The organism is Oculatella sp. FACHB-28, from assembly GCF_014696015.1.
In the GTDB taxonomy this organism is placed as follows: Bacteria; Cyanobacteriota; Cyanobacteriia; order Elainellales; family Elainellaceae; genus JAAUTN01.
This window is the reverse complement of sequence record NZ_JACJPJ010000098.1, coordinates 17929-38042: the sequence shown is the minus strand read 5'-3', so window position 1 is coordinate 38042 and position 20114 is coordinate 17929. Positions and strand designations below refer to the sequence as shown.

Genomic DNA, 20114 nt, shown 5'->3' with positions numbered 1-20114 from the left:
AGCAGATTCCTGGTTCCTAACTCTAGCTTAGGAACCAGGAATCTCACGCTTTACCTACGCTCTAGCTAGTTGCTTCTAAGCGTTGTTTGCTAGCAATTTGCTTGTATACGTTGAGTGCTTGAGCTACACATTGATCCATGTTGTAGTACTTGTAGGTTGCCAGCCGTCCAACAAAGTACACCCCAGGAGTAGTATCTGCTAGCGCTTTGTAGTTCTTATACACTTCAGCGTTTTCGGGGCGCGGCACAGGATAGTAGGGATCACCCTCAGCACGGGGAAACTCGTAAACGATACTGGTCTTAGAGTGTTCCTGTCCGGTCAAATACTTAAACTCCGTGACGCGAGTATAGAGATGCTCGTTAGGATAATTGATTACAGGAGCAGTTTGATGGACAGGTGTATTGTGAGTTTCGTGTTTAAATTCCAGCGATCGGTAGGGCAGCTTGCCATAACGATATTCAAAAAACTCATCAACTGGTCCCGTATACACCATTTCACGACAGGGAATCGCTTTCTCAATCTCGCGGTAATCGGTGTTTAACATTACCTTGATATTCGGATGGTTTAACATGTTTTCAAACATACGAGTGAAACCATGTAGCGGCATCGCCTGGTATGTATCCGTGAAATAGCGATCGTCCCGATTAGTGCGTGTGGGAATGCGAGCAATTACAGATTTATCCAGTTCTGACGGGTCAAGTCCCCACTGCTTCCGAGTGTAGCCCCGGAAAAACTTCTCATAGAGAACCCGTCCAACCTTGCTTACTACCACGTCTTCAGAAGAACGGATCTGCTCTTTGGGTTCCGCCAATGATTGTAGAAACTCTTCAACCTGGAATGAGTTGAGGTTTAACCCGTAGAGTTTGTTGATGGTATTCAAGTTGATTGGAATAGGAACTAGCTGACCATCAACACTGGCAAGTACGCGGTGTTCATAAGAACGCCATTCTGTGAATTGAGAGAGGTACTCAAATACCTCACGAGAGTTGGTATGAAAGATGTGAGGACCGTACTTGTGAACTAGAACGCCCGCATTGTCGTAGTGGTCATAAGCGTTGCCAGCAATATGGTTGCGACGATCGACTATCAGCACTTTTTTGCCAGATTTTGCCAGTCGCTCTGCAATGACGCTACCCGAGAAACCTGCTCCCACGATCAGATAGTCAAATACAAAGTCTCTGGTTACAACCGCTGGGGTTTGTCCATATCCTGTTGCGTGAGTAGTCGTGAGATGGGTAGATGAATGAGTATCAGCGATCGCCTCTCCAATCAATTTTTGCATTGAAGACAACGTCCGATCCCAGGAAATCTTTTCCAAGAAAGCATCTACTTGACTGAGCCATCCCGATGTTGGAGTATCTTCTCGCATCGCAGCTTCAGCCGACGCAACAAAATCTGCAACGTTGTCAGCAATTCTCACCATACCCTGTTGTCCATAAGGACGAACTACGTCTCGAATGGATGTAGATACAACGGGTTTCCCAGCTGCCAAATATTCGGGAGTCTTGGTGGGGCTAATGAATCGAGTCGATTCATTACGGGCAAAGGGCAGCATTGCAAGATCCCACCCTGCCAGATAGGAGGGCAACTCTTTATAATCTTTGCTGCCCAGGTAGTGAATGTTTTCACCCTGCGGCAAATTGGCGGGATCAACCTTAGCAACGGGACCAATCAGAACCAAATGCCAGTCGGGACGGGCTGCAGCAATGCCTGCGATTAGCTCAATATCCATCCGCTCATCAATTACCCCATAAAAGCCGAGTCGAGGATGGGGAATGTTTGCTTGATCTGCCGGGTCTTCGGTGAGTTTTCTAGATTGAGCGAAGTGAGGCACATCCACACTGCTGGGGAAAGCATACACATTTGGATGATGATCCCGCTTTGATTCGTATAAGCTTTGCCCACCCGTAAATACCAGATCGGCACGACCAAACAGCTCAGCCTCCCGCTGTTTCATGATAGGAGAGGCACCCTTAAAGGCCGATAGTTCGTCCATGCAGTCATAAACTACTGCCAGTGGTTCAAGGTGGCGAGTGAAGGCGATCGCCATTGGCGTGTAATACCAACAGATGTACTGTTGAATATTTCGCTCTGCCAACAAATCATCGATCAAACTCCGTTGAACCGTGTTGATCGCCTCTTCACTCATCCCTTCGGGCAACTGTGGCACAACTACCCAAACACCAGCTTCAGGCTGGCTTACCTCTAGCTGTGCCTGAATAGAAGGGTGAAAAATAGGTTCTTCGATAAAAAAGATCCGCTGCGTTTGAGCACAACGGCTCAGCAATTGCTGCGGCCGCTGGTAAACAAAATTCCAGCGTAAATGGGATAAGCAAACCAAATCAGGCGCTTGAACAGACGCAGTTACAGAAATACTTTTCTCAATTGTGGATTGAGAGTGAGATGAATATAGGCTAGATGAAGGTGTACTCATTGCTAAAGATTTTTTAGAACTTTGAGATTGACCGTTGCGTTCATCAAACGTCTGTTTTTTTTGTGGCATAGGGCTACCAATATTGCTGTTTTTAAGGTGAGGTTTGCTTTGGAACTATCGACTGAAGAATCACGAGTTCCAAAATTGGCAACTGTTTATTTGAATCAGGGTGATACGAGCGGCAAACATCAGCCAGTAAGGTGAAAAGAACCTAATTACTACTCGGCGATCTCTACCAAAAACTATGAGTCAGATAAAACCAGTCTCAATCGTCGAGTAAAGAATTCAGGCAATAAGCTGAGCTGATTCTTTAGCCATTAACTAAAAACAATATCTGCTGTCATCTGCTTTATCCTCTATCTCAAGAACAGCGTGATTTGCGTCTGAAGGGCTATGCCATGTTACGGAAGATAGTGCTAATAGCTACAGCTTCTTGTTACAGACTACGATTTAAGACTGATTTTCTTTAAAGCTTTGTATTTTGCAGTCTGTATAGAGTACGCTACAAAATATGAACCACTGTGTAGAATCGGTATGATTTAGTTTTCAACAATAAATAAAACTCCTCAAGAAATTGTTGTCTCGAGGAGTTGGTTTGAGCACGAAAAATCCTCAACAGGCAACTGTTTCCCATCAGTCATCCTACGAGAAGTTTCATTTGCTAGCTGCTAAGTTATAAATTTACTTTTGCCTTCCTATCCAATCTTCCACCCGGGGGAGGGGGATTAAATGAAGCAAGTTTGTGACTTTGAAAACATTTGAGCTTGAGAATTATTTACAGGTTCACTCAAGGTAATATCCTTTCAGTTCGCTCCCCTGCAATTCTTTTGAAGAGGAACTTTACAATCTGTCCAGGCTTAGTGCAGGGCTAAGGGAAGAACCATCGGGCAAAATTGTTCGACTCAGAATTGCATCGTCTAAGTCTGCACCTGCTAGGTTTGCGCCTGCTAAAGATGCCCACTTCAGGTTAGCACCCACCATCCTTGCTTGGGACAAGTTTGTTCTAAGTAGCAGCGCAGCAGACAAATCTGCACCTCTTAAATCTGCACCTTCTAAATTAGCGTCTGTTAAATCTGCATTTGCTAGACATGCATTGCTTAAGTTTGCCTGCTGTAGATTAGCTCCGATGAGTCTAGCTCCTCTTAAGTCTGCTTGAGACAAGTTGATGTTGGTTAATTCTGCTCGATTTAACTTTGCATTGGCTAGTTTTAGTCCGACAAAATCTCTTTCTCCTGCCCAATAACGCTGCAAGACATTGGTGTCCATTATGTTTAAAGCCGTTTCAGTTATACGGGTATGGTTACGTGATCGATGAGTTGTAGTAGTCGCTGTCGGAGAGTGTCTAAGCCCAAACCTTTAGTGGCTGAAATAAACACTGATTGTGGATATTGTTGCTGGGCGATCGCCAACGTCTCACTATCCACCTGATCTAGTTTGTTAAACACTAGCAAGGTAGACATTGGCAAATTTGGGTCAGGAAGAGTTGATAAATCTGCCAATACTGCTTCTACCGAATGGATATGACTTTCCCAGGCGGGATGAGACAAGTCAATCACATGCAAAAGTGCATCTGCCTCAGTTACTTCTTCGAGTGTGGCGCGAAATGCATCAATCAGTGCAGGTGGCAGTTCGTGGATAAAACCAACCGTATCGGTGAGCAGCAATGGACGCTGTTCTTGAGATAACGGCTCAGAAATCGTGAGTCGGCGAGTTGTGGGATCAAGGGTTGCGAATAGCTGATCGGCAACATAAACCTCAGCCTGGGTCAAAACATTAAGCAGGGTCGATTTGCCTGCATTAGTGTAGCCAACCAATGCAACGGTAGGAATATCCTGTTGTTGGCGCTGTTGGCGTTGGCGAGAACGATGTGCCTGGAGTTGGTTGACCTCATGCTGGAGATGACTAATTCGTTGTTGAATGGTGCGTCGCTCTACTTCCAGGCGGGTTTCTCCTGGTCCTCGCGTGCCAATGCCAGCACCCAAACGAGACATTTCTCGTCCGCGCCCTCGTAGGCGAGGCAGCAGATATTCCATTTGCGCTAATTCGACTTGCAATTTGCCTGCTTGAGATTGGGCGCGTTGAGCAAAGATATCCAGAATAACCTGAGTTCGATCTACAACTCGAATGCCAATCTGTTCCTCCAAGTTGCGGCTTTGGGAAGCGGAAATGTCTCGATCAAATGCAATCAAGTTAGCGTTTAAGGTTTGAGCCTGAAGCGTAATTTCTTCAACCTTGCCTTGACCTACCACAGTCTGGGGATGAGGGCGCGATCGCTTTTGCTGCACTGTCCCCACGACTTCGCCTCCAGCCGTTTCTACGAGTCGAGTCAGTTCTGCTAAACCATCGTGAAACCGTTGTTCTGTTAGATCATCGGTCATCAGTCCGACCAGAAGGACGCGATCGTCATCAGACTCAATTTGCTGAAACTGCAATGCTGCAAAGCCAGATTCCTGAAACTCCGTTTCCCACTCATCAACCCAATCAATTGAGTCCTGTTCCACCAAATCTTCTAGTTTAAAGGGGGGTGAAACAGCCCAAGGTGTTTTCAGGTCAGATACCAAATGGGCGAGATAGGCTTCTTTGATTGAGGCTGGATTATGGTTTCCCGGTCGCTTCCCATCTGTTTCATTTGGAATCAGGATGACTAGTGCATCTAAGCGTTGTCGTACCATTGCAAGTAGGCTTGCAGCATCAGGAGGGGTAGGCTGAACAGCCACACAGTGAATGCCACTCAAGCGTTCAGCACTTTGGCGAGGTAGCTCAGAAGCAGCAAGCTGAGTTTGGGCAGGAGTTCCTATCGCGATGCGGACGATTTGCCCACGACGATTGATGTAGCTGCATAAGGGATGGTGAGTTTCAAGGCTGAGAGCCGTCAACTGTTGGGCAAATTCAGAGGTTACAAAGCGATCGCCCGGCTGTCGCTGCTCATACAATTGCTGAAGCTGTTTGAGATGACTCGATCTAATGCCTTGTGTATTCCCGTAAACTTTTTCCATCGTTTTAATCTGTTTACTCACACAGGTTCTTTAAAGTGATATTAAGTCAGTGAAGTAGATGCAACCAAGCATGCCCTAAAAACTGGAACCCTTTGAGGAGCGCGCCTCCAGTTTTTACAGTTGTCCACTTCATTCTTTAATCACAGCAATTAGATTTGAGGGCACGGCAATTGCTGTTTTTATCTACCTGAACGGTTTAAAGTGGCTGTTAAGCCAACCAAATCCTCTGCTAATGCAGACAGGGCAAACATTGCCGTAGATGCTTCCTTGGTCATCACAAACCATAATCTGTGCGGCTTGCATTTCAAAGGAACAATTACAAATCTGGCAAACCTGCTGTTTTCCAACTGTGTTGCTACACTCGACTTGAAGTTGCATAAGTTTCTCTTAATATCTTTAATAATTAATGTCTTTGTTAGAAGCGGGTTAGTGATAGTGAAGAGACGGGGCTAAACTTCATCTCTAGAGTGTAGAGGGCGATCGCTCTAGCTAACGTCTGCCTCAAGCGCTAGGACTACTCTGTCTTCAGAGTTGAACTAAAGGTGAAGCCGAGGTGTGTTCAGAAATACAGTTCGTAGACATATGAGTGGAGGCGATCGCTCAAAGAAAGAATCAATATTCTAGATTGAACTTTGGCGAAAGGATAGCTTATTGAGTGACAAAAGCTTAGCTTAAATCAACACTGTGCTTTGGAGAAAACTCCTGCCGTAGCGATAAGCATCTTCTTTAAACACAGAGCAGCAAATATATGCTCTATTATCAATCAGCGTGAGTGCTCCTTTCTTATACCTTGTTCGAGTAACTGCCACGTTGCTCCAGCTTCTATTAGTGACAAAAAGATATGCACGAGCTCGATCGTCCACTATAGCCATTGCCACATCTATTCTGCTCCAGCTTGCCCTAGATTCATTAAGAAAGCTTATTAGCGCTTAAGATTTTAGGTTAATCTGGTCTAATTTCTTCGGAATCCTCGCTGTATCAATATCAAGCTCTACTAGTGATATCAGTGAATGGTTGTTTGAGTATTAGAAAATTGAATCGATAGCGAAGGTCTATAACTATTGGCTGAAATAGCTTCTAGAAAGTCTCAGCCTTGAGAAGATGAATTACTAGATCCCAATTGATATGCTCTAAATAGAAATAAGAGAAATTTATCTTTCAAGAGGATTTACTTTATGACGAGTGCAAGCAATAACCAATATCCATCTGGAAATCCTGATAAAAACATTGTAAGTCAGGATACCAATTTTCCTTCTACCCAATCCGAGCAGACAGAGAAGGACAAAAAAAATCAAAGCGGTGGACATACTGTAGCTAAAGCGGTTGGCGCAACCGGAGGTAGTGTTGCAGGCGCGGTAGTTGGTAGAATGGTCGGTGGTAAAATGGGTGCAGCCGTTGGTGCTGTAGGTGGCGCGATCGCAGGTGCAGCTATTGGTGATCAAGCTGCTACAAACATGGACCAGCAAGTGGAAAATGCGGTGGGATCAATTAAGGACGCAGCTGAAAGCGTCACCCATCGGGTTGAAGATGCCCTTGATAGTGTCAAAGAAAAGATTGACGAAACAGATGTCAAAGGGCTAGCTGAGTCTGCAAAGCAGAAGATCGAGGAAGCGGATGTTCGCGGTGTCAGTCAATCTATTCAAGGCAAAATTGACGAAGCAGATGTTCGCGGCGTAACCCAGTCTGTCCAAAGCAAAATTAATGAAGCAGATGTTCGTGGTGTAAGCCAGTCTGTCCAAAGCAAAATTAATGAAGCAGACGTCCGCGGCGTAACCCAGTCTGTACAGGGCAAAATCAATGAAGCAGATGTTCGCGGTGTCAGCCAATCTATTCAAGGCAAAATTGACGAAGCAGATGTTCGCGGTGTAACCCAGTCTGTACAAGGCAAAATCAATGAAGCAGACGTTCGCGGAGTCACCGATTCTGCTAAAAAAACAATCAATGATGATGTAAGGCCCGCGATCCAAAACACCATTAACCAAACCTCTCAAAAAGCTAAAGATGTTGCCGATAGTGCAACTTCGGCAGCGAAGAAGACCCTAGAGGAACCCTCCTCTGGAAATAGTGCGGAACCAACGGGTTGGCAAGATCCTCTAATTGAGCAAAAGCTCCACGACAGGCGAGGAAAGGCTTAATTGTTCTGATTCTTAGTGCATAAAAAGTTGGGGAGCACCTCTTCAGGTGCTCCCCAACTTTTATGTTTGTGTACGCCTAGCTTTCCTGACCACTTCCAATCACAATGATATCTGCTGTTTCCATGACTACCTCTATTGATAGCTAGTCATTTTGCCGAGTGAATACATTGGTCTCGAACTAACGCAGTGACCTGAATGCTGCGCGGATTTCCTCGGAAAAGAGCTGCGGCTCCTCCCATGCCGCGAAGTGACCGCCCCTGTCAGCCTCATGGAAGTAGATCAGGTTGCGATAGGCACGCCGAGCCCACGTCTCTGGAGCTTGATAGATCTCCCCTGGAAACACCGTGATGGACACTGGCAGCGAGATTTCGTTGGTCTTCTGGGCGATCGCGTTCAAGAGGCTGGCTTTGTTCTCCCAGTACAGCCGAGCTGATGAAACCGCGCTATTTGTTAGCCAGTACAGCGTGATGTCGTCCAGCACTTCGTCTTTCGTCGGGGACTTTTCGGAATCGTCGCCACTGGAGGTCCACTGCGCGAAGCCTGGATGCCCAAGCAGCCACGCCGCAAGTCCGGTTGGCGAGTCCGACAGACCATACCCGACCGTCTGTGGACGCGTGCCCATCATCACAGCGTAGGCTCGGTCCTTCTTATTAAACGTATCGAGTGAGTCAAACGCCGCGCGTTCCTGCTCGGAGAGTTCGGCTGGTGCGGGACTGCCGCTAGCAAGCACTGTGGCTATCTCGGGCGGTATCGTCGCTGGCAGGTTGAGGTGGACTCCGAGTAATCCTGCTGGTGCCTGGCGCGCCATCGCGCTAGTGATGGGAGATCCCCAGTCGCCGCCTTGGGCAACGTAGCGGGTGTAGCCGAGGCGTTGCATCAGTTCTGCCCAGGCTTGTGCAATGCGATCGGGGTCCCAACCGATGCCCGTCGGCTTGCCGGAGAAGCCGTAGCCGGGAATCGACGGAATCACCAGGTCAAAGGCATCCTCTGGTTGTCCTCCGTAGGCAGTGGGATCGGTTAGTGGACCGATGACCTTTAGCTGTTCAATGACCGAGCCGGGCCAGCCATGCGTAATGAGTAACGGCAACGCATTAGGATTTTGGGAGCGGACATGGATAAAGTGAATATCCAATCCGTCGATGTTTGTTATAAATTGCGGTAAGGCATTCAGCTTCGCCTCGGCTTTCCGCCAGTCGTACTCCACGCCCCAGTAGCGGACGAGCTCCTGCATGGTTGCCAGTTGCACACCCTGTGACTGGTCGGTAACAGTCTCCTGGTCAGGCCAGCGAGTCGCCGCAATGCGTTGGCGAAGGTCGTCGATCGGCTCTTGTGGAACGTGGACTTGAAAGGGGCGAATTGCAGTTGTGTCGGCGGACTGTGCAGTTTCGAGTTGAGTCGTGGCAGCTTCATTGCCAAAGGGGCGGAGTGTGTTGTCTTGGGTTGCGATCGCCTCGGTTACAACCTGAGCTTGTGCGCCACTCTGTGTAGGCTGCTGCGCCAGCACGCGGCTGAGTGGTGCTAGAAACACCGTTGCCACAAAAAGCGCAACAAGGAATCGTGAGAGGAAGACGAAGGCACCTATCGTGCGGGTTTTGGTTGGGTAACGTACTTTTTTTAGTTGGGTCATGGTGTTTTCTCCGTGCTGTAAATTGTCTGTTCACGACTCAGGTAAAACACCATCAATAACCGTCAACTTCGACGATCGCATTTGCAAACTCCTGTGGCGCTTCTTGAGGTGGGTTGTGTCCAATGCCGCCACTGATAACCCGGTGTGAGTATCTGCCCGAGAATTTCCTGGCATAGGAACTGGCATCTGGGTGTGGTGCACCGTTGGCATCCCCTTCAAGCGTGATGGTGGGCACGGTGATTACTGGAGCTTCGGCAAGTCGCTTCTCAAGCTCGTCGTACTGCGGCTCACCTTCAGCCAGACTGAGCCGCCAGCGGTAGTTGTGAATGACGATGCTGACATGATCGGGATTGTTGAAAGACTCGGCACTGCGATCGAATGTCGCGTCATCGAATTGCCATTGCGGCGAAGCAAGCTTCCAGATGAGCTTGTTAAAGTCATGCCGATATTGTTCGTAGCCCGCGCGGCCCCGCTCCGTCGCGAAATAAAATTGATACCACCATTGAAGTTCAGCTTGCGGCGGCAGTGGCATCTGGTTGGTTTCAGGGTTGCCGATCAAATAACCGCTTACAGAGACGAGCGCCTTGGTGCGTTCGGGCCAGAGTGCCGCGATGATATTGGCTGTTCGCGCGCCCCAATCAAACCCGCCGATGATCGCTTTCTCGATGTTGAGTGCATCCATTAACGCGATGATATCGACTGCAAGTGCCGACTGCTGCCCATTCCGGGGTGTCTCGCTCGAAAGAAAGCGCGTCGTCCCATAGCCGCGTAGATAGGGGACAATCACTCGGTACCCCGCTGACGTTAACAACGGAGTGACATAGACATAGCTGTAAATGTCGTAGGGCCAGCCGTGCAGGAGGATTACTGGATCACCATCCACAGGACCCGCTTCAGCGTATCCAACATTCAGAACCCCAGCATCGATCTGCTTGAGTGAGCCAAACGATGTGGTTGTCCCCGACTTCATCCTGTCCAGAGCGGCTGGTTTTGTTTGGCTTGATTGGGCGATTGCAGAACCAAATCGGACTAGCTGTGTAGTCGCAATGGTTGTGGCCGCAATGCCCAAAAAGCGGCGGCGTTGACGGTTGATTTTTTCAGACATATTCTCTGCCTCTTTTGAGGGGCAATGATGGCTTCCAGTGTGAGATTGACTGGTGCGCCTCCTTGCATGTGATAACTCTGCGTCTAGTCCTGTTCACCGATCGTCTGGGCGTAGGTTTTACCATACGGGTAGAAGAGTTCCTTGCGGCCTTCCTGCCATGCTGCTTTCAGTTCAGGTGTTGTGATGTCCCAGTCTGGTCGGCATTTCTTGAGAACGGCGCGCAGATCCTGGCACAGCTCCTCTAGAGTCGGTCGCCCGAAAAACCAGTAGCCCATGTAGATCTTGTAAATGACTAGACCCGGTTCCAGGACGATCGTGTATGGGATCATGGGATTGTGGAGCGGGTCGGTGTATTCGGCAATGTCGAGGTCCTTTTGGACTTTGCGTCCGGCATCGGAGAGAAACGGCCAGTGGGCCCCAACGCCGCTGCGATATTCATTCGTCTCGGTGAGGTTGTCAGTGCTGATCGTGACCAAACGGCAATAGCCGACCTCGATCTCACGATGGAGTTGAACCAGCCCTTCAGCCTGCCGGCGATCCTTGGGGCAGTACCCACCGCGACTGAGGACGAGGACCATCGGATGTTGCCCTTGCAGGTCGGAGAGCTTCCGGCGCTTGGTAGTGTGGTCGGGCAGTTCGTAGTCGGGAAAGACCGCTCCTGGAACAATGTCAGATCGCATATGAAATCCTCCTAAATTTTTTCATGCATGTTGCTAGGCATTCTAGAGATCGATGACCATGTCTTCCTGCGGGCGCGCGCAGCAAATCAATAGGTTCCCAACCGCCGGAGCGTCGAGCGGCTCAGGGTCATATTGCACCGACCCGGAAATTAGCCCAGACTCGCACATATGGCAAACTCCGCTCCGGCAGGACCAACGCACCGGGACATCACAGGCTTCAGCAAGTTCTAAAAGGCTCTGAAACTTGGAGTCCCAGGAAACCGTGAGCCCGGTGCGGGCAAATGAAATGCTTGGACCTTCGCCAGCAGGACCATCCGGCGCGTGTGGTGGACGGTGTGCTGCGTTCGCTACGCCCGGGGTGATGGACTTGCCTGAACCGAAAACTTCGGTGTGGATGCGATCGCGCACTACTCCTCGATCGGCAAGTCCGGCGGTGAAGTCTGCTAGAAACGCGGGTGGTCCGCACAGATAAAAATCGGATTCGAGGGGAAGCTCCAACGCTTTGAGGACAGTGGCAGTCAGGCGACCGGCTGCATCAAAATCAAACCCCAATCGGTCAGTGGAATCAGGCTGGCTGTACTGGACGTAGCTCCTGGCGTTGGGAAGCTTCGCCAGCAGATCGCGTACTTCCTGGGCAAAGGGATGCTCCCCGCTGTTCCGTGCGCCAAAAATCCACCAAACCGGGCGCACCGATGCCTGGGACACCAGTGCATGGAGCATAGCCAGCACCGGAGTTACGCCTACGCCCGCGCTCAATAGCACCACAGGACGATCGCCTGGTTGCAGGGTGAAGGCACCCCGTGGCTCGCTGACCTCCAGCACATCGCCAATCCGGAGCTGTGTGTTTACGTAGGTGCTGGCGAGGCCGTGCGGCTCCTGCTTAACACTGATGCGATAACGATGGGCATCCGGCAGACCCGAAAGTGAGTAGCTGCGCAAAACTGGAGGTCCATCCGGTTGAGGACGAAGTCGCAATGCTACGAACTGCCCAGTCAGAGGGACGGTGAGTGGACGATCGTCTGTTGGCTCCAGTATCAGTGAGACGACGCTACTGCTCTCGCGATCGATCCGAGCTACTTTGAGAGACCGAAATCCAGGAGCGGCTGTAGCCATCTGCTCCGGTGAAGCGAGACCCGCATTGCCGGTGCGTGACCCCGATTGTGCCATTTGCTGAAGCATCGCCTCGAAAGAAGACTGCCAGCCAGGGCTCAGCGCTGAGATCCGCAGAGCCCGCTCAACGTCTTCTTTGGCAGGTTTGGGAAGATAGAGCAGCGCATCGACCGCGGCGACCGTCAGGTGCTCTGGACCCTCAGCAACTTTAATAATTTCGTCGCCAGCCCCGACCTCGCCCTCTTCGAGCACGCGAAAGTAGAACCCCGGGCGGCGATGCGCCACCAGCAAAGCCGGCATCCTGGGATCATCCATGCGGATGCCAACGCGATAGCAGGTCACACGCGGCTGGGTGACTTCAAACAGCGCCCCGCCAATCCGGTAGCGATCGCCGATGCAGACCTCACTATCAGCCAGTCCCTCCACCGTAAAGTTTTCGCCGAATTGCCCGAATGTGAAATCACTCCGATTCAGTTCACGTTCCCAATAGCGATAAGACTCGATCTGGTAGACAAACACCGCGCGCTGTTCGCCACCGTGACCGGCCAGGTCACCTTGTGCATCACCATCGATGTTGAGTCGCCGCACCATGCAACGTCCTTCGACCGGCTCTTTCCATACTGCTGTATATACAGTCTGCCCGCGCCATGAAATCTCGCGAGGAAGACCAACGTTGACTGATAACAACCTTGCCATGGGGGCTATCTCCTATCCAGCATTTGCGCTTTAAAGCTGAGTCCGCCCGCCATCAACGGCAAGTTCGACTCCTGTAATGTAGGAGGCGTCGTCCGATGCCAGAAAAGCCACCGCCTTCGCAACTTCCTCTACCGTGCCAAATCGCTGCATCGGCATCTGTTGTAGGAGACTTTTTCCGATTGCTTGGACCGTCTCTTCCGGCAAGCCAAGCTTCCCAAACAGCGGCGACTCAATCACGCCAGGACTAACCGCATTGACTCGGATGTTGCGTGGCAGTAGCTCTGTTGCCAGGGTGCGTGTGAGCGATCGCAGAGCTGCTTTGGTTGCAGACACCGCTGATGTTCCGGCAATGCCGACCTCCACAAACCAGGATGTGGTGAACACGATCGCCCCACTATCTTTCAATAGCGGCAGCGCTTTTTGAGCCGTGAAGTAATTGCCTCGAAAATTGGTATTGAACAGTTCGTCCACCACTTCTTCAGTGGTACTCTCCACCGGACCCAACTTTGCTATGCCAGCATTGGCAAAGACTACATCAAGGTGTCCATGCTTCTCGCGCACCTGCTTGAACAGTTCATCCAGTTCATCAGACTTGCTCACATCCGCTGAGACTACGGTCGCATTTGGTCCTAGCACCTCCGCCGCTTGGGCAAGCCTGTCGGGAGTCCTGCCCGTTACCACGACCTTCGCCCCTTCGCGGATAAATTCTTGAGCGGTTGCTAGACCAATGCCGCTGGTACCGCCAGTGATTAAGGCTGTTTTACCTTCCAGTTTCATGACAATCTCCTTTAGAAATATGGTGTGAATGTTGCAGGTTAGGTGATAGTCAAAGCCGTTTGGGCCTTCGGTTTTAAGCGCTGACTGGTGAGCTGATATCCACGCCGACGCGCCGATCGGCTGCTTAATCGCGCAGGTAATGGCAGGTGTATCCGCCGGGATGCTTGCGCAGGTAGTCCTGGTGGTACTCCTCAGCGCTGTACCAGGTTGCAGCGGGTTCAATGCTTGTGGTAACCGGTCGCTTCCAGTGCCCTGACACGGCGACACGCGCGATGACACGTTCCGCGATCGCCTGCTGCTCGTCCGTCTGCGGAAAGATCGCCGAGCGGTACTGCGTCCCGATGTCGTTGCCCTGACGGTTGAGCGTCGTGGGGTCGTGCAGGCGGAAAAACCAGCGATCGAGCAGATCCTCGAAGCTAAGCACCGATGGATCGAAAGTGACGCGAACCGCTTCGGCGTGTCCAGACTGGCTGTCGTGCGTGTCCTCGTATGTTGGGTTCTCAAGCCAGCCGCCCGTGTAACCGACCTCGGTGTCGATCACGCCAGGCACCTCACGCAGGATGTCCTCGATGCCCCAAAAGCAACCGCCAGCAAGCACGGCTACCTCCACCTGCTGCACATTAGTCGTCACCGGGAGAGCCGCTCCATTCTCCTCGTTGATGTCGCTTGATCGGGGGTCGGCGATCGCGTAGCCTCTATCCCACCAATTTGTGACGAATGCCGCGTACTCGTCGGCAGCATCCTCCCATGTGAAGTGCCCCGCTTCGAGGACGGCAAGTTTGCTCGCGGGCAGTCGTTCGAGGAGAAACTCCGCGTTGACCAGGGGTACGACGTGATCCCGTCGTCCGGCAATGATCAACACTGGCGTTTGGATAGTCGGCAGCAGACCAGCGAGGTCGGGAAGCTGCGTTGGATACGCACGCACGTAGCGCATTGACTCGACGAACCTTTCACCCTCATAGGACGAGAGATAATCCTCGCGTGCAGCATCGGTCGGCGTGTATCGCTCGAACTTCGCGATCGCTGCACTGACAATCTGTCGCCCGTCGATGTTGCGATATGGCTCGATGTCGGGAGCCTCGACCCACTCCTTCAGCAGTCCACCCAACTGTAGCGGAACTGCCGCACCCCCGCTCCCGACGACAAGGCTGCGTAGCCGTCCTGGATGGAGGGCTGCGGCGAAGAGTGCGGCACTGGTGGCAACGTCAGGTCCGACAACGTGCGGCTGCTCCAGCCCAAATGCATCAGCGACGCGCACGATAAACTCGCCCATGGCGCGTGAGGACATGAGGTCGTCGCGTCGCTCAGAGTGTCCGAAGCCTGGAAGGTCGATCGCCACAAGGTGCGCGTACTGGGAGAGCTGCAACCACGTTGGCTCAAACGCATATAGGCTCTCCGGCCAAGGGCTGAGAAGGAGAGCATGCACACCTCGCCCTGGGTCCTCGCTCTCGGCATAACGGATGGATAGCCCGTCAATGGTGCGGAATTGTGGCTGGATGGGCAAATGCAACGAGACGGTTATGGGTTTATTCCTTCCGATCGCATTGGCATCAGATGCCTGCCCGCTGTTTCGTTGTGTAACTTCTGATTGAGTCATGATGTTCTCCTTTTGAATAGGTTGAATAGGTTTCGATCTTTTTGGTTTGTACGTGGTGAGCTAACTAGCGTCGCGATCGAAACGCAGCACGGATCTCCCTAGAGAAGAACTGCGGCTGTTTCCGTGCCGCGAAGTTTCCGCCGTCTACTCGGTGACATCTGGGCGACCTGCCCTTTAAGCCGCGACTTGACTTCGCGTGAATTCTGCGGCGTGCAATTTCACGAAGTCGTATAGGTTCGTTGGCGTCTTGCCCGTGAGCTTGAACAGGTCATCCGTCATGCGGTCATACCGCCCCTGAGCATGAAGTTCAGCCATCACCGCGAGGTGGTTGATGAGGTGCGTTGGCACTGCAAACTCACGAAGCGTGTCAGTCCACCCGGAGAGCGGCACGTCGCGATAGCGAATCGTTCGACCGAGTGCTTCGGAAAACGCGCGCGCATAGTGGTCGAGATCGGCTGACTCAAATCCGGTTAGATTGTAAATATGACCAATGTGTGGGGCAGGGTCGTCAAGGATTTCGGAAACGGCGCGCGCTACATCAACCGCTGAAACCGGTGAAGTCTTGCTGTTGCCCAGCGGCAGTGCCAGTTCGTTGTTATCCCGGACGCCAGCAGCGGCGAGACGCAGGAAGAAGCCTTCGAGGAAGACCGTCGGCCGCACTGTGACGACCGGCAGCCCCGACCACGCCAATGCCTGTTCTGCAAGCCAGTGCAGCTTGTGCTGCGGGCTGTCCGTGGTTTCAGTGATGCTCATCTGCGTCACCGTCATCTGCGACATGTTCACGAAGGCTTCGACACCGTGGTGTTTTGCCACCGCAGCAGTGTTGACCGTAGCTTCGAGATAAGCTGCCGAGACTGACATGCCGAAATAGATGCGCTTAACCCCTTCGATCGCCTGGTGCATCGAGGCAAGATCGGTCAGGTCGCCTTGCACAACCTTGGCACCAAGCTGACGCAGCGCTTTAGCGCGTTCATCCTCCCGGCGGACCAGGGCGCGCACCTGGTGCCCTTTGTCGAGCAGCATTGCAGTGAGGTTGCGACCGATCGCACCGATATCGCCAGCCGCTCCAGTCACGAGGATTGGGCTGTCATGTGTGGAGTTCATCGTCATATCATTTACCTCCCTGTCACTTGTTGTGAGGACATATCTGTTTGCGTGATCAACCAAACGTGAATGCAAACGCCTCTACCCCAGCATCTAGAAACTCGATCTCGAATTGGCGATCGCGGATAGGCTCCGATTGCCGAACCAGTTGGTACAACCGCTGTTCGGTCACGGTGCCTTCGCCTCGTTCATCAACGTCAAGTCCACGAGCCGCGACTGCCGGTTGCCCATCTATGAGCACGCGGAACCGCACGGGCGTTCCTGGTGCGGACGGACCCATGACGAGATGAAGGTCGCGGGCGTGGAAGCGGTACACAATTTGCCCACCGGGCTGGTTCAGGACAATGGCTTGTCTGCCGATTGTCCAATCGCCCGAAAGTGCCCATTGATTTCGTTGCAATTGCGCGGGGGCGGTATACGAATGAGGCTTGTTTAACATCGCGCCGGAAGACGCAAAATTGTCTGTTCTTGCGTAGCCGAGGTAGTTTTCAGGCGATCGCAGACTGTCCCAATCGGCAGCAGCCTCAAAACCGCGCGCCTCGACTGCGACCATTTCCTGACTAACACGACCAGCTCCAGCCTCAGACAGGAGCTGTTGAATGACCTGTTCCGATCGCTCATACTCGCCCTCGCCAAAGTGGTGATGACGGATGCGTCCTTGCGTGTCTATAAGATAAAGGGCCGGCCAATAACGGTTCCCGAACGCACGCCACACTGCATAATCGTTATCCACGGCGATCGGGTAGTCAATTCTCATGTCCGTCAAAGCTCGGCGGACATTATCGAGATTCTTCTCGAATTCGAACTCCGGTGTATGTACACCAATTACTACTAGTCCCTGATCCTGATACTTTTCGGCCCACGCACGAACATAAGGGAGTTGGCGCAGCCAATTGATGCAGGTATAAGTCCAGAAGTTGATAAGCACAACTTTTCCGCGCAGTTCGTCAACCGTTAATGGCTGCGAATTGAGCCATGTGGTTGCGCCGACCAGAGAAGGGAGTTCGCCTTCAATCGGTAACTCAGCCGTTGCCGGTGTAGCGTGCTGTTTTGTGAGACCAAGCCTGCCAAGCTGGGTAGCAGCAATGGTTTGAACCGTGGTTGTTAAAAAGGAGCGGCGATTAGGATTGATTTCTTCGGACATGTGCTGACCTCCCTGTCGTTGGTTCAGGTACGGTGTAATTAGAGAACTTCGACTGGCCTCTCCTCCGCGACAGCCATCAGCAAGCCATCAGCATTGGGGTATGCGGTGCGCTCATGGACGTACGATGCGGGTGTCCGGTCGATCAGCAAGCTGAGCAGTTCGGGGCGGCTGTAGTGACCACGCGCATCCATAACTCTTTTGCGGGCGTCAATTTGCGCAAAGTCAAGATCGGCAATTATTTCGCCTTCACCAGCCTGGATCGGCCCATCAGTAATCGATCCGTCCGGGCTCACGATCGCAGTAAAGTTACCACCCGAAATCGGTCCGATCGGACAACCCGTGTCCTGCATGATCTGGGCCTGCTGATCGGCATCCAGCCACGCGGTCGCACTAACGACAAAGCAGCCAGATTCAAGGGCGTGCTGACGGACGTTAATTTCTGCCTGCTCCGCGAACAGTGGTCCTGCAAACGATCCGGGATACATCGCCGAGTGAATCTGCTCACCATCAGCGATCAGCGCGTACCGTGCCAAAGGATTGTTGTGCTCAAAGCAGGCAAGTTGTCCGATGCGGCCAACGGCACTATCGACGGCGCGCAGACCCGAGCCGTCACCCTGGCCCCAAAGTATCCGTTCGTTGTAAGTCGGCGTGATCTTGCGGCGACGTTGGATCAGCGTACCATCTGCGTCGAAGAGAAGCTGCGTATTGTAGATCGAACCGCCGTCGCGCTCATTGACGCCGATCGAAACGACCATGTTTGCTTCTCTCGCGGCTTCGGCGATCGCCCGGGTTTCAGCAGACGGCACCGTGACTGACTCTTCAAGCAACCGCAGATGTTCCTTAGCCAGCGCGAACGGGGCTAGCACATAGGTGAAGTAGGGATAATAGGGAATGATGGTCTCGGGGAAAGTGGCGAACTGGACGCCTTGTTGGCCCAGCTCACGGATCTTCTTCACGACCTTTTCAACGGTCCCTTGCCGGCTGTACAGGACGGGGCTAATCTGCACGGCGGCGGCTTTAACGATCTGATTAGTAATCATGTTTTTAGCCTTTTTCACTGTTTTGTAATTTGCTGTTCATGTCAGGTGATAAAACCAGTTCCGGTAAGAGCTGGTTTTCCAAAGACGCAACAGAGTTCAGCGCAGCGACTTAAACGCCGCCCTAAGTTCCTGAGTAAAAATTGTTGGCTGCTCCCACGCCGCAAAGTGTCCACCTTTGTCGAGCTGGTTGTAATAAATGAGATTGGGATACGCCCGCTCGGTCCAGCTTCGCGGAGCCTGATATGCCTCACCGGGAAAGACGCTCACCGCCACTGGAATAGAGACGCCCTTAGCGTCCCAAAAACCACCCTTATACTCCCAATAGAGCCGAGACGCAGAGACGCCTGTGTTTGTCAACCAATACAGCGTGATGTTGTCAAGGATCTCGTCACGCGTCAGTTCGCCGGTGGTGCTCGTGGGTCGGTTCAGAGCCTCGACGACCGCAGCCGCTGGCTGACCACCATCATCATCGTGGTCAAGTAGCCAGGCGGCTAGTCCGACGGGTGAATCTGCAATGCCGTACAACGTTTGCGGACGCGACGCCATGTACTTGGCGTAGGCAACTTTTTGCTTCAACGTTCTGTCCAGCTGCTCATAGGCGCGTCGTTCCTCAGCCGAGAGACCGGATGGCACCGGGTCGCCAGCCAGGAGCGCCTCATAGATGTCGGCTGGAACTGTCCCAGGATAGTTAGTGTGGATGGCGAGCAATCCCGTCGGTGCCTGCACACCCATCAGGTCAACCACAAACGCACCCCAGTCACCACCCTGAGCGACGTAGCGGGTATAGCCCAGCCGCTTCATTAACACGTCCCAGGCACGTGCCATGCGCTCCACGCCCCAGCCCGTAGTAGTCGGCTTGCCGGAGAAGCCGTAACCCGGCATCGACGGAATCACGACATCGAAAGCATCCGATGCATTTCCGCCATAAGCCGTGGGATTGATCAGTGGATCGATAATCTTTAGCTGCTCGATGATTGAGCCGGGCCAACCGTGCGTGACGATGAGCGGCAATGCGTTTTCGTGCTGCGATCGCACGTGAATGAAATGAATGTCTAGCCCATCGATCTCGGTGATGAAGTGCGGCAAGGCTTTCAGGCTTGCCTCAACCTTGCGCCAGTCGTAGTCTGTCGCCCAGTAGTGCGCGAGTTCTTGCATCGTTGCGAGCTGCAAGCCCTGCGACTGGTCGGGGACAGTCTCCTTTTCGGGCCAGCGGGTCGCCACGATGCGTTGGCGGAGATCGTCGAGGTCTGCTTGCGGGATGTTGATTTGGAAGGGGCGGATTGCGGTTGGATCGGTGTGTACGGTTCCAGATTGAGCCGTGGTAATTTCCTTGGGGTGTGGTTGGCTTGATTGAGCGTTCGCAGAACCGAATCGACCTAGCTGTGTAGTTGCGATCGTCCCGGCTGCAATGCCCAAAAAGCGGCGGCGTTGATGGTTGATTTTCTCAGACATTGATCTTTCTCCAATTGATTTAACTCAGCCTGCTCTAATCAATTTCGTGATACCTGTCGTGCTTTTCGACCCAGAACAGAGACCAGTTTCGTCGGTGCTGATACCTCTGGTGGGCGATCGCGATCTACGCTGGCAGCAAAGGTCTTTCTCCCATTAGTGCTTGGGTCCAATTGCCTGCTGTGCGAAACTTGAAGCGGGTTTACGTACTCTTTTACTC

The 20114-nt window shown here is 52.3% G+C and carries 14 protein-coding genes; 1 reads left to right on the top strand and 13 read right to left on the bottom strand.

Annotation, left to right across the window (positions count from 1 at the left end):
- Positions 1 to 61: 61 nt before the first annotated feature.
- The 3 genes from glf to hflX all read right to left on the bottom strand — a co-directional run bounded on the left by glf (position 62) and on the right by hflX (position 5430).
- Entirely contained in the window at positions 62 to 2503 is a 2442-nt protein-coding gene (gene glf / locus H6F88_RS33690; RefSeq protein WP_190645985.1) for a UDP-galactopyranose mutase, read from the bottom strand.
- 771 nt (positions 2504 to 3274) lie between these two features.
- On the bottom strand, positions 3275 to 3700 hold the full coding sequence (locus H6F88_RS27405; RefSeq protein ID WP_190645984.1) for a pentapeptide repeat-containing protein: 426 nt from the start codon (positions 3698 to 3700) through the stop codon (positions 3275 to 3277).
- Positions 3701 to 3720: 20 nt separating this feature from the next.
- The gene (hflX, locus tag H6F88_RS27400; protein ID WP_190645983.1) at positions 3721 to 5430 is read right to left on the bottom strand and encodes a GTPase HflX; all 1710 of its coding nucleotides are present in this window, start codon (positions 5428 to 5430) and stop codon (positions 3721 to 3723) included.
- A gap of 1175 nt (positions 5431 to 6605) precedes the next feature.
- On the opposite strand from hflX, the gene H6F88_RS27395 reads away from it, so the two are divergent.
- Positions 6606 to 7565, top strand: coding sequence for a glycine zipper domain-containing protein (locus H6F88_RS27395; protein ID WP_190645982.1), 960 nt, complete (start codon positions 6606 to 6608; stop codon positions 7563 to 7565).
- A 178-nt stretch (positions 7566 to 7743) separates the two neighbouring features.
- On the opposite strand, the gene H6F88_RS27390 is transcribed toward H6F88_RS27395, so the two are convergent.
- The 10 genes from H6F88_RS27390 to H6F88_RS27345 form a co-directional block, all read right to left on the bottom strand.
- The gene (locus H6F88_RS27390; RefSeq protein ID WP_190645981.1) at positions 7744 to 9192 is read right to left on the bottom strand and encodes an epoxide hydrolase family protein; all 1449 of its coding nucleotides are present in this window, start codon (positions 9190 to 9192) and stop codon (positions 7744 to 7746) included.
- 52 nt (positions 9193 to 9244) lie between these two features.
- Positions 9245 to 10297, bottom strand: coding sequence for an alpha/beta hydrolase (locus H6F88_RS27385; protein ID WP_190645980.1), 1053 nt, complete (start codon positions 10295 to 10297; stop codon positions 9245 to 9247).
- Positions 10298 to 10380: 83 nt separating this feature from the next.
- Entirely contained in the window at positions 10381 to 10977 is a 597-nt protein-coding gene (locus H6F88_RS27380; RefSeq protein WP_190645979.1) for a redoxin domain-containing protein, read from the bottom strand.
- A 42-nt stretch (positions 10978 to 11019) separates the two neighbouring features.
- Positions 11020 to 12783, bottom strand: a complete 1764-nt coding sequence (locus tag H6F88_RS27375) for an MOSC and FAD-binding oxidoreductase domain-containing protein (RefSeq protein WP_190645978.1) — start codon at positions 12781 to 12783, stop codon at positions 11020 to 11022.
- A gap of 30 nt (positions 12784 to 12813) precedes the next feature.
- Positions 12814 to 13560 (bottom strand): glucose 1-dehydrogenase, encoded by a 747-nt coding sequence (locus tag H6F88_RS27370; protein WP_190645977.1) that lies wholly within the window; start codon positions 13558 to 13560, stop codon positions 12814 to 12816.
- Between the two features lie 124 nt (positions 13561 to 13684).
- A complete protein-coding gene (gene msrA / locus H6F88_RS33685; protein WP_242050741.1) occupies positions 13685 to 15157 on the bottom strand; it encodes a peptide-methionine (S)-S-oxide reductase MsrA in 1473 nt (490 codons plus the stop codon).
- Between the two features lie 174 nt (positions 15158 to 15331).
- Complete coding sequence (locus H6F88_RS27360; protein WP_190646087.1) at positions 15332 to 16261, bottom strand: SDR family NAD(P)-dependent oxidoreductase; 930 nt, start codon at positions 16259 to 16261, stop codon at positions 15332 to 15334.
- Between the two features lie 55 nt (positions 16262 to 16316).
- Positions 16317 to 17405 carry a thioredoxin family protein gene (locus tag H6F88_RS27355; protein ID WP_190645976.1) on the bottom strand — a complete coding sequence of 363 codons (1089 nt, stop codon included), beginning with the start codon at positions 17403 to 17405 and terminating at the stop codon, positions 16317 to 16319.
- A 38-nt stretch (positions 17406 to 17443) separates the two neighbouring features.
- On the bottom strand, positions 17444 to 18445 hold the full coding sequence (locus H6F88_RS27350) for a carbon-nitrogen hydrolase family protein (RefSeq protein ID WP_190645975.1): 1002 nt from the start codon (positions 18443 to 18445) through the stop codon (positions 17444 to 17446).
- A gap of 96 nt (positions 18446 to 18541) precedes the next feature.
- Entirely contained in the window at positions 18542 to 19897 is a 1356-nt protein-coding gene (locus tag H6F88_RS27345; RefSeq protein WP_190645974.1) for an epoxide hydrolase family protein, read from the bottom strand.
- Between the last annotated feature and the right edge of the window lie 217 nt (positions 19898 to 20114).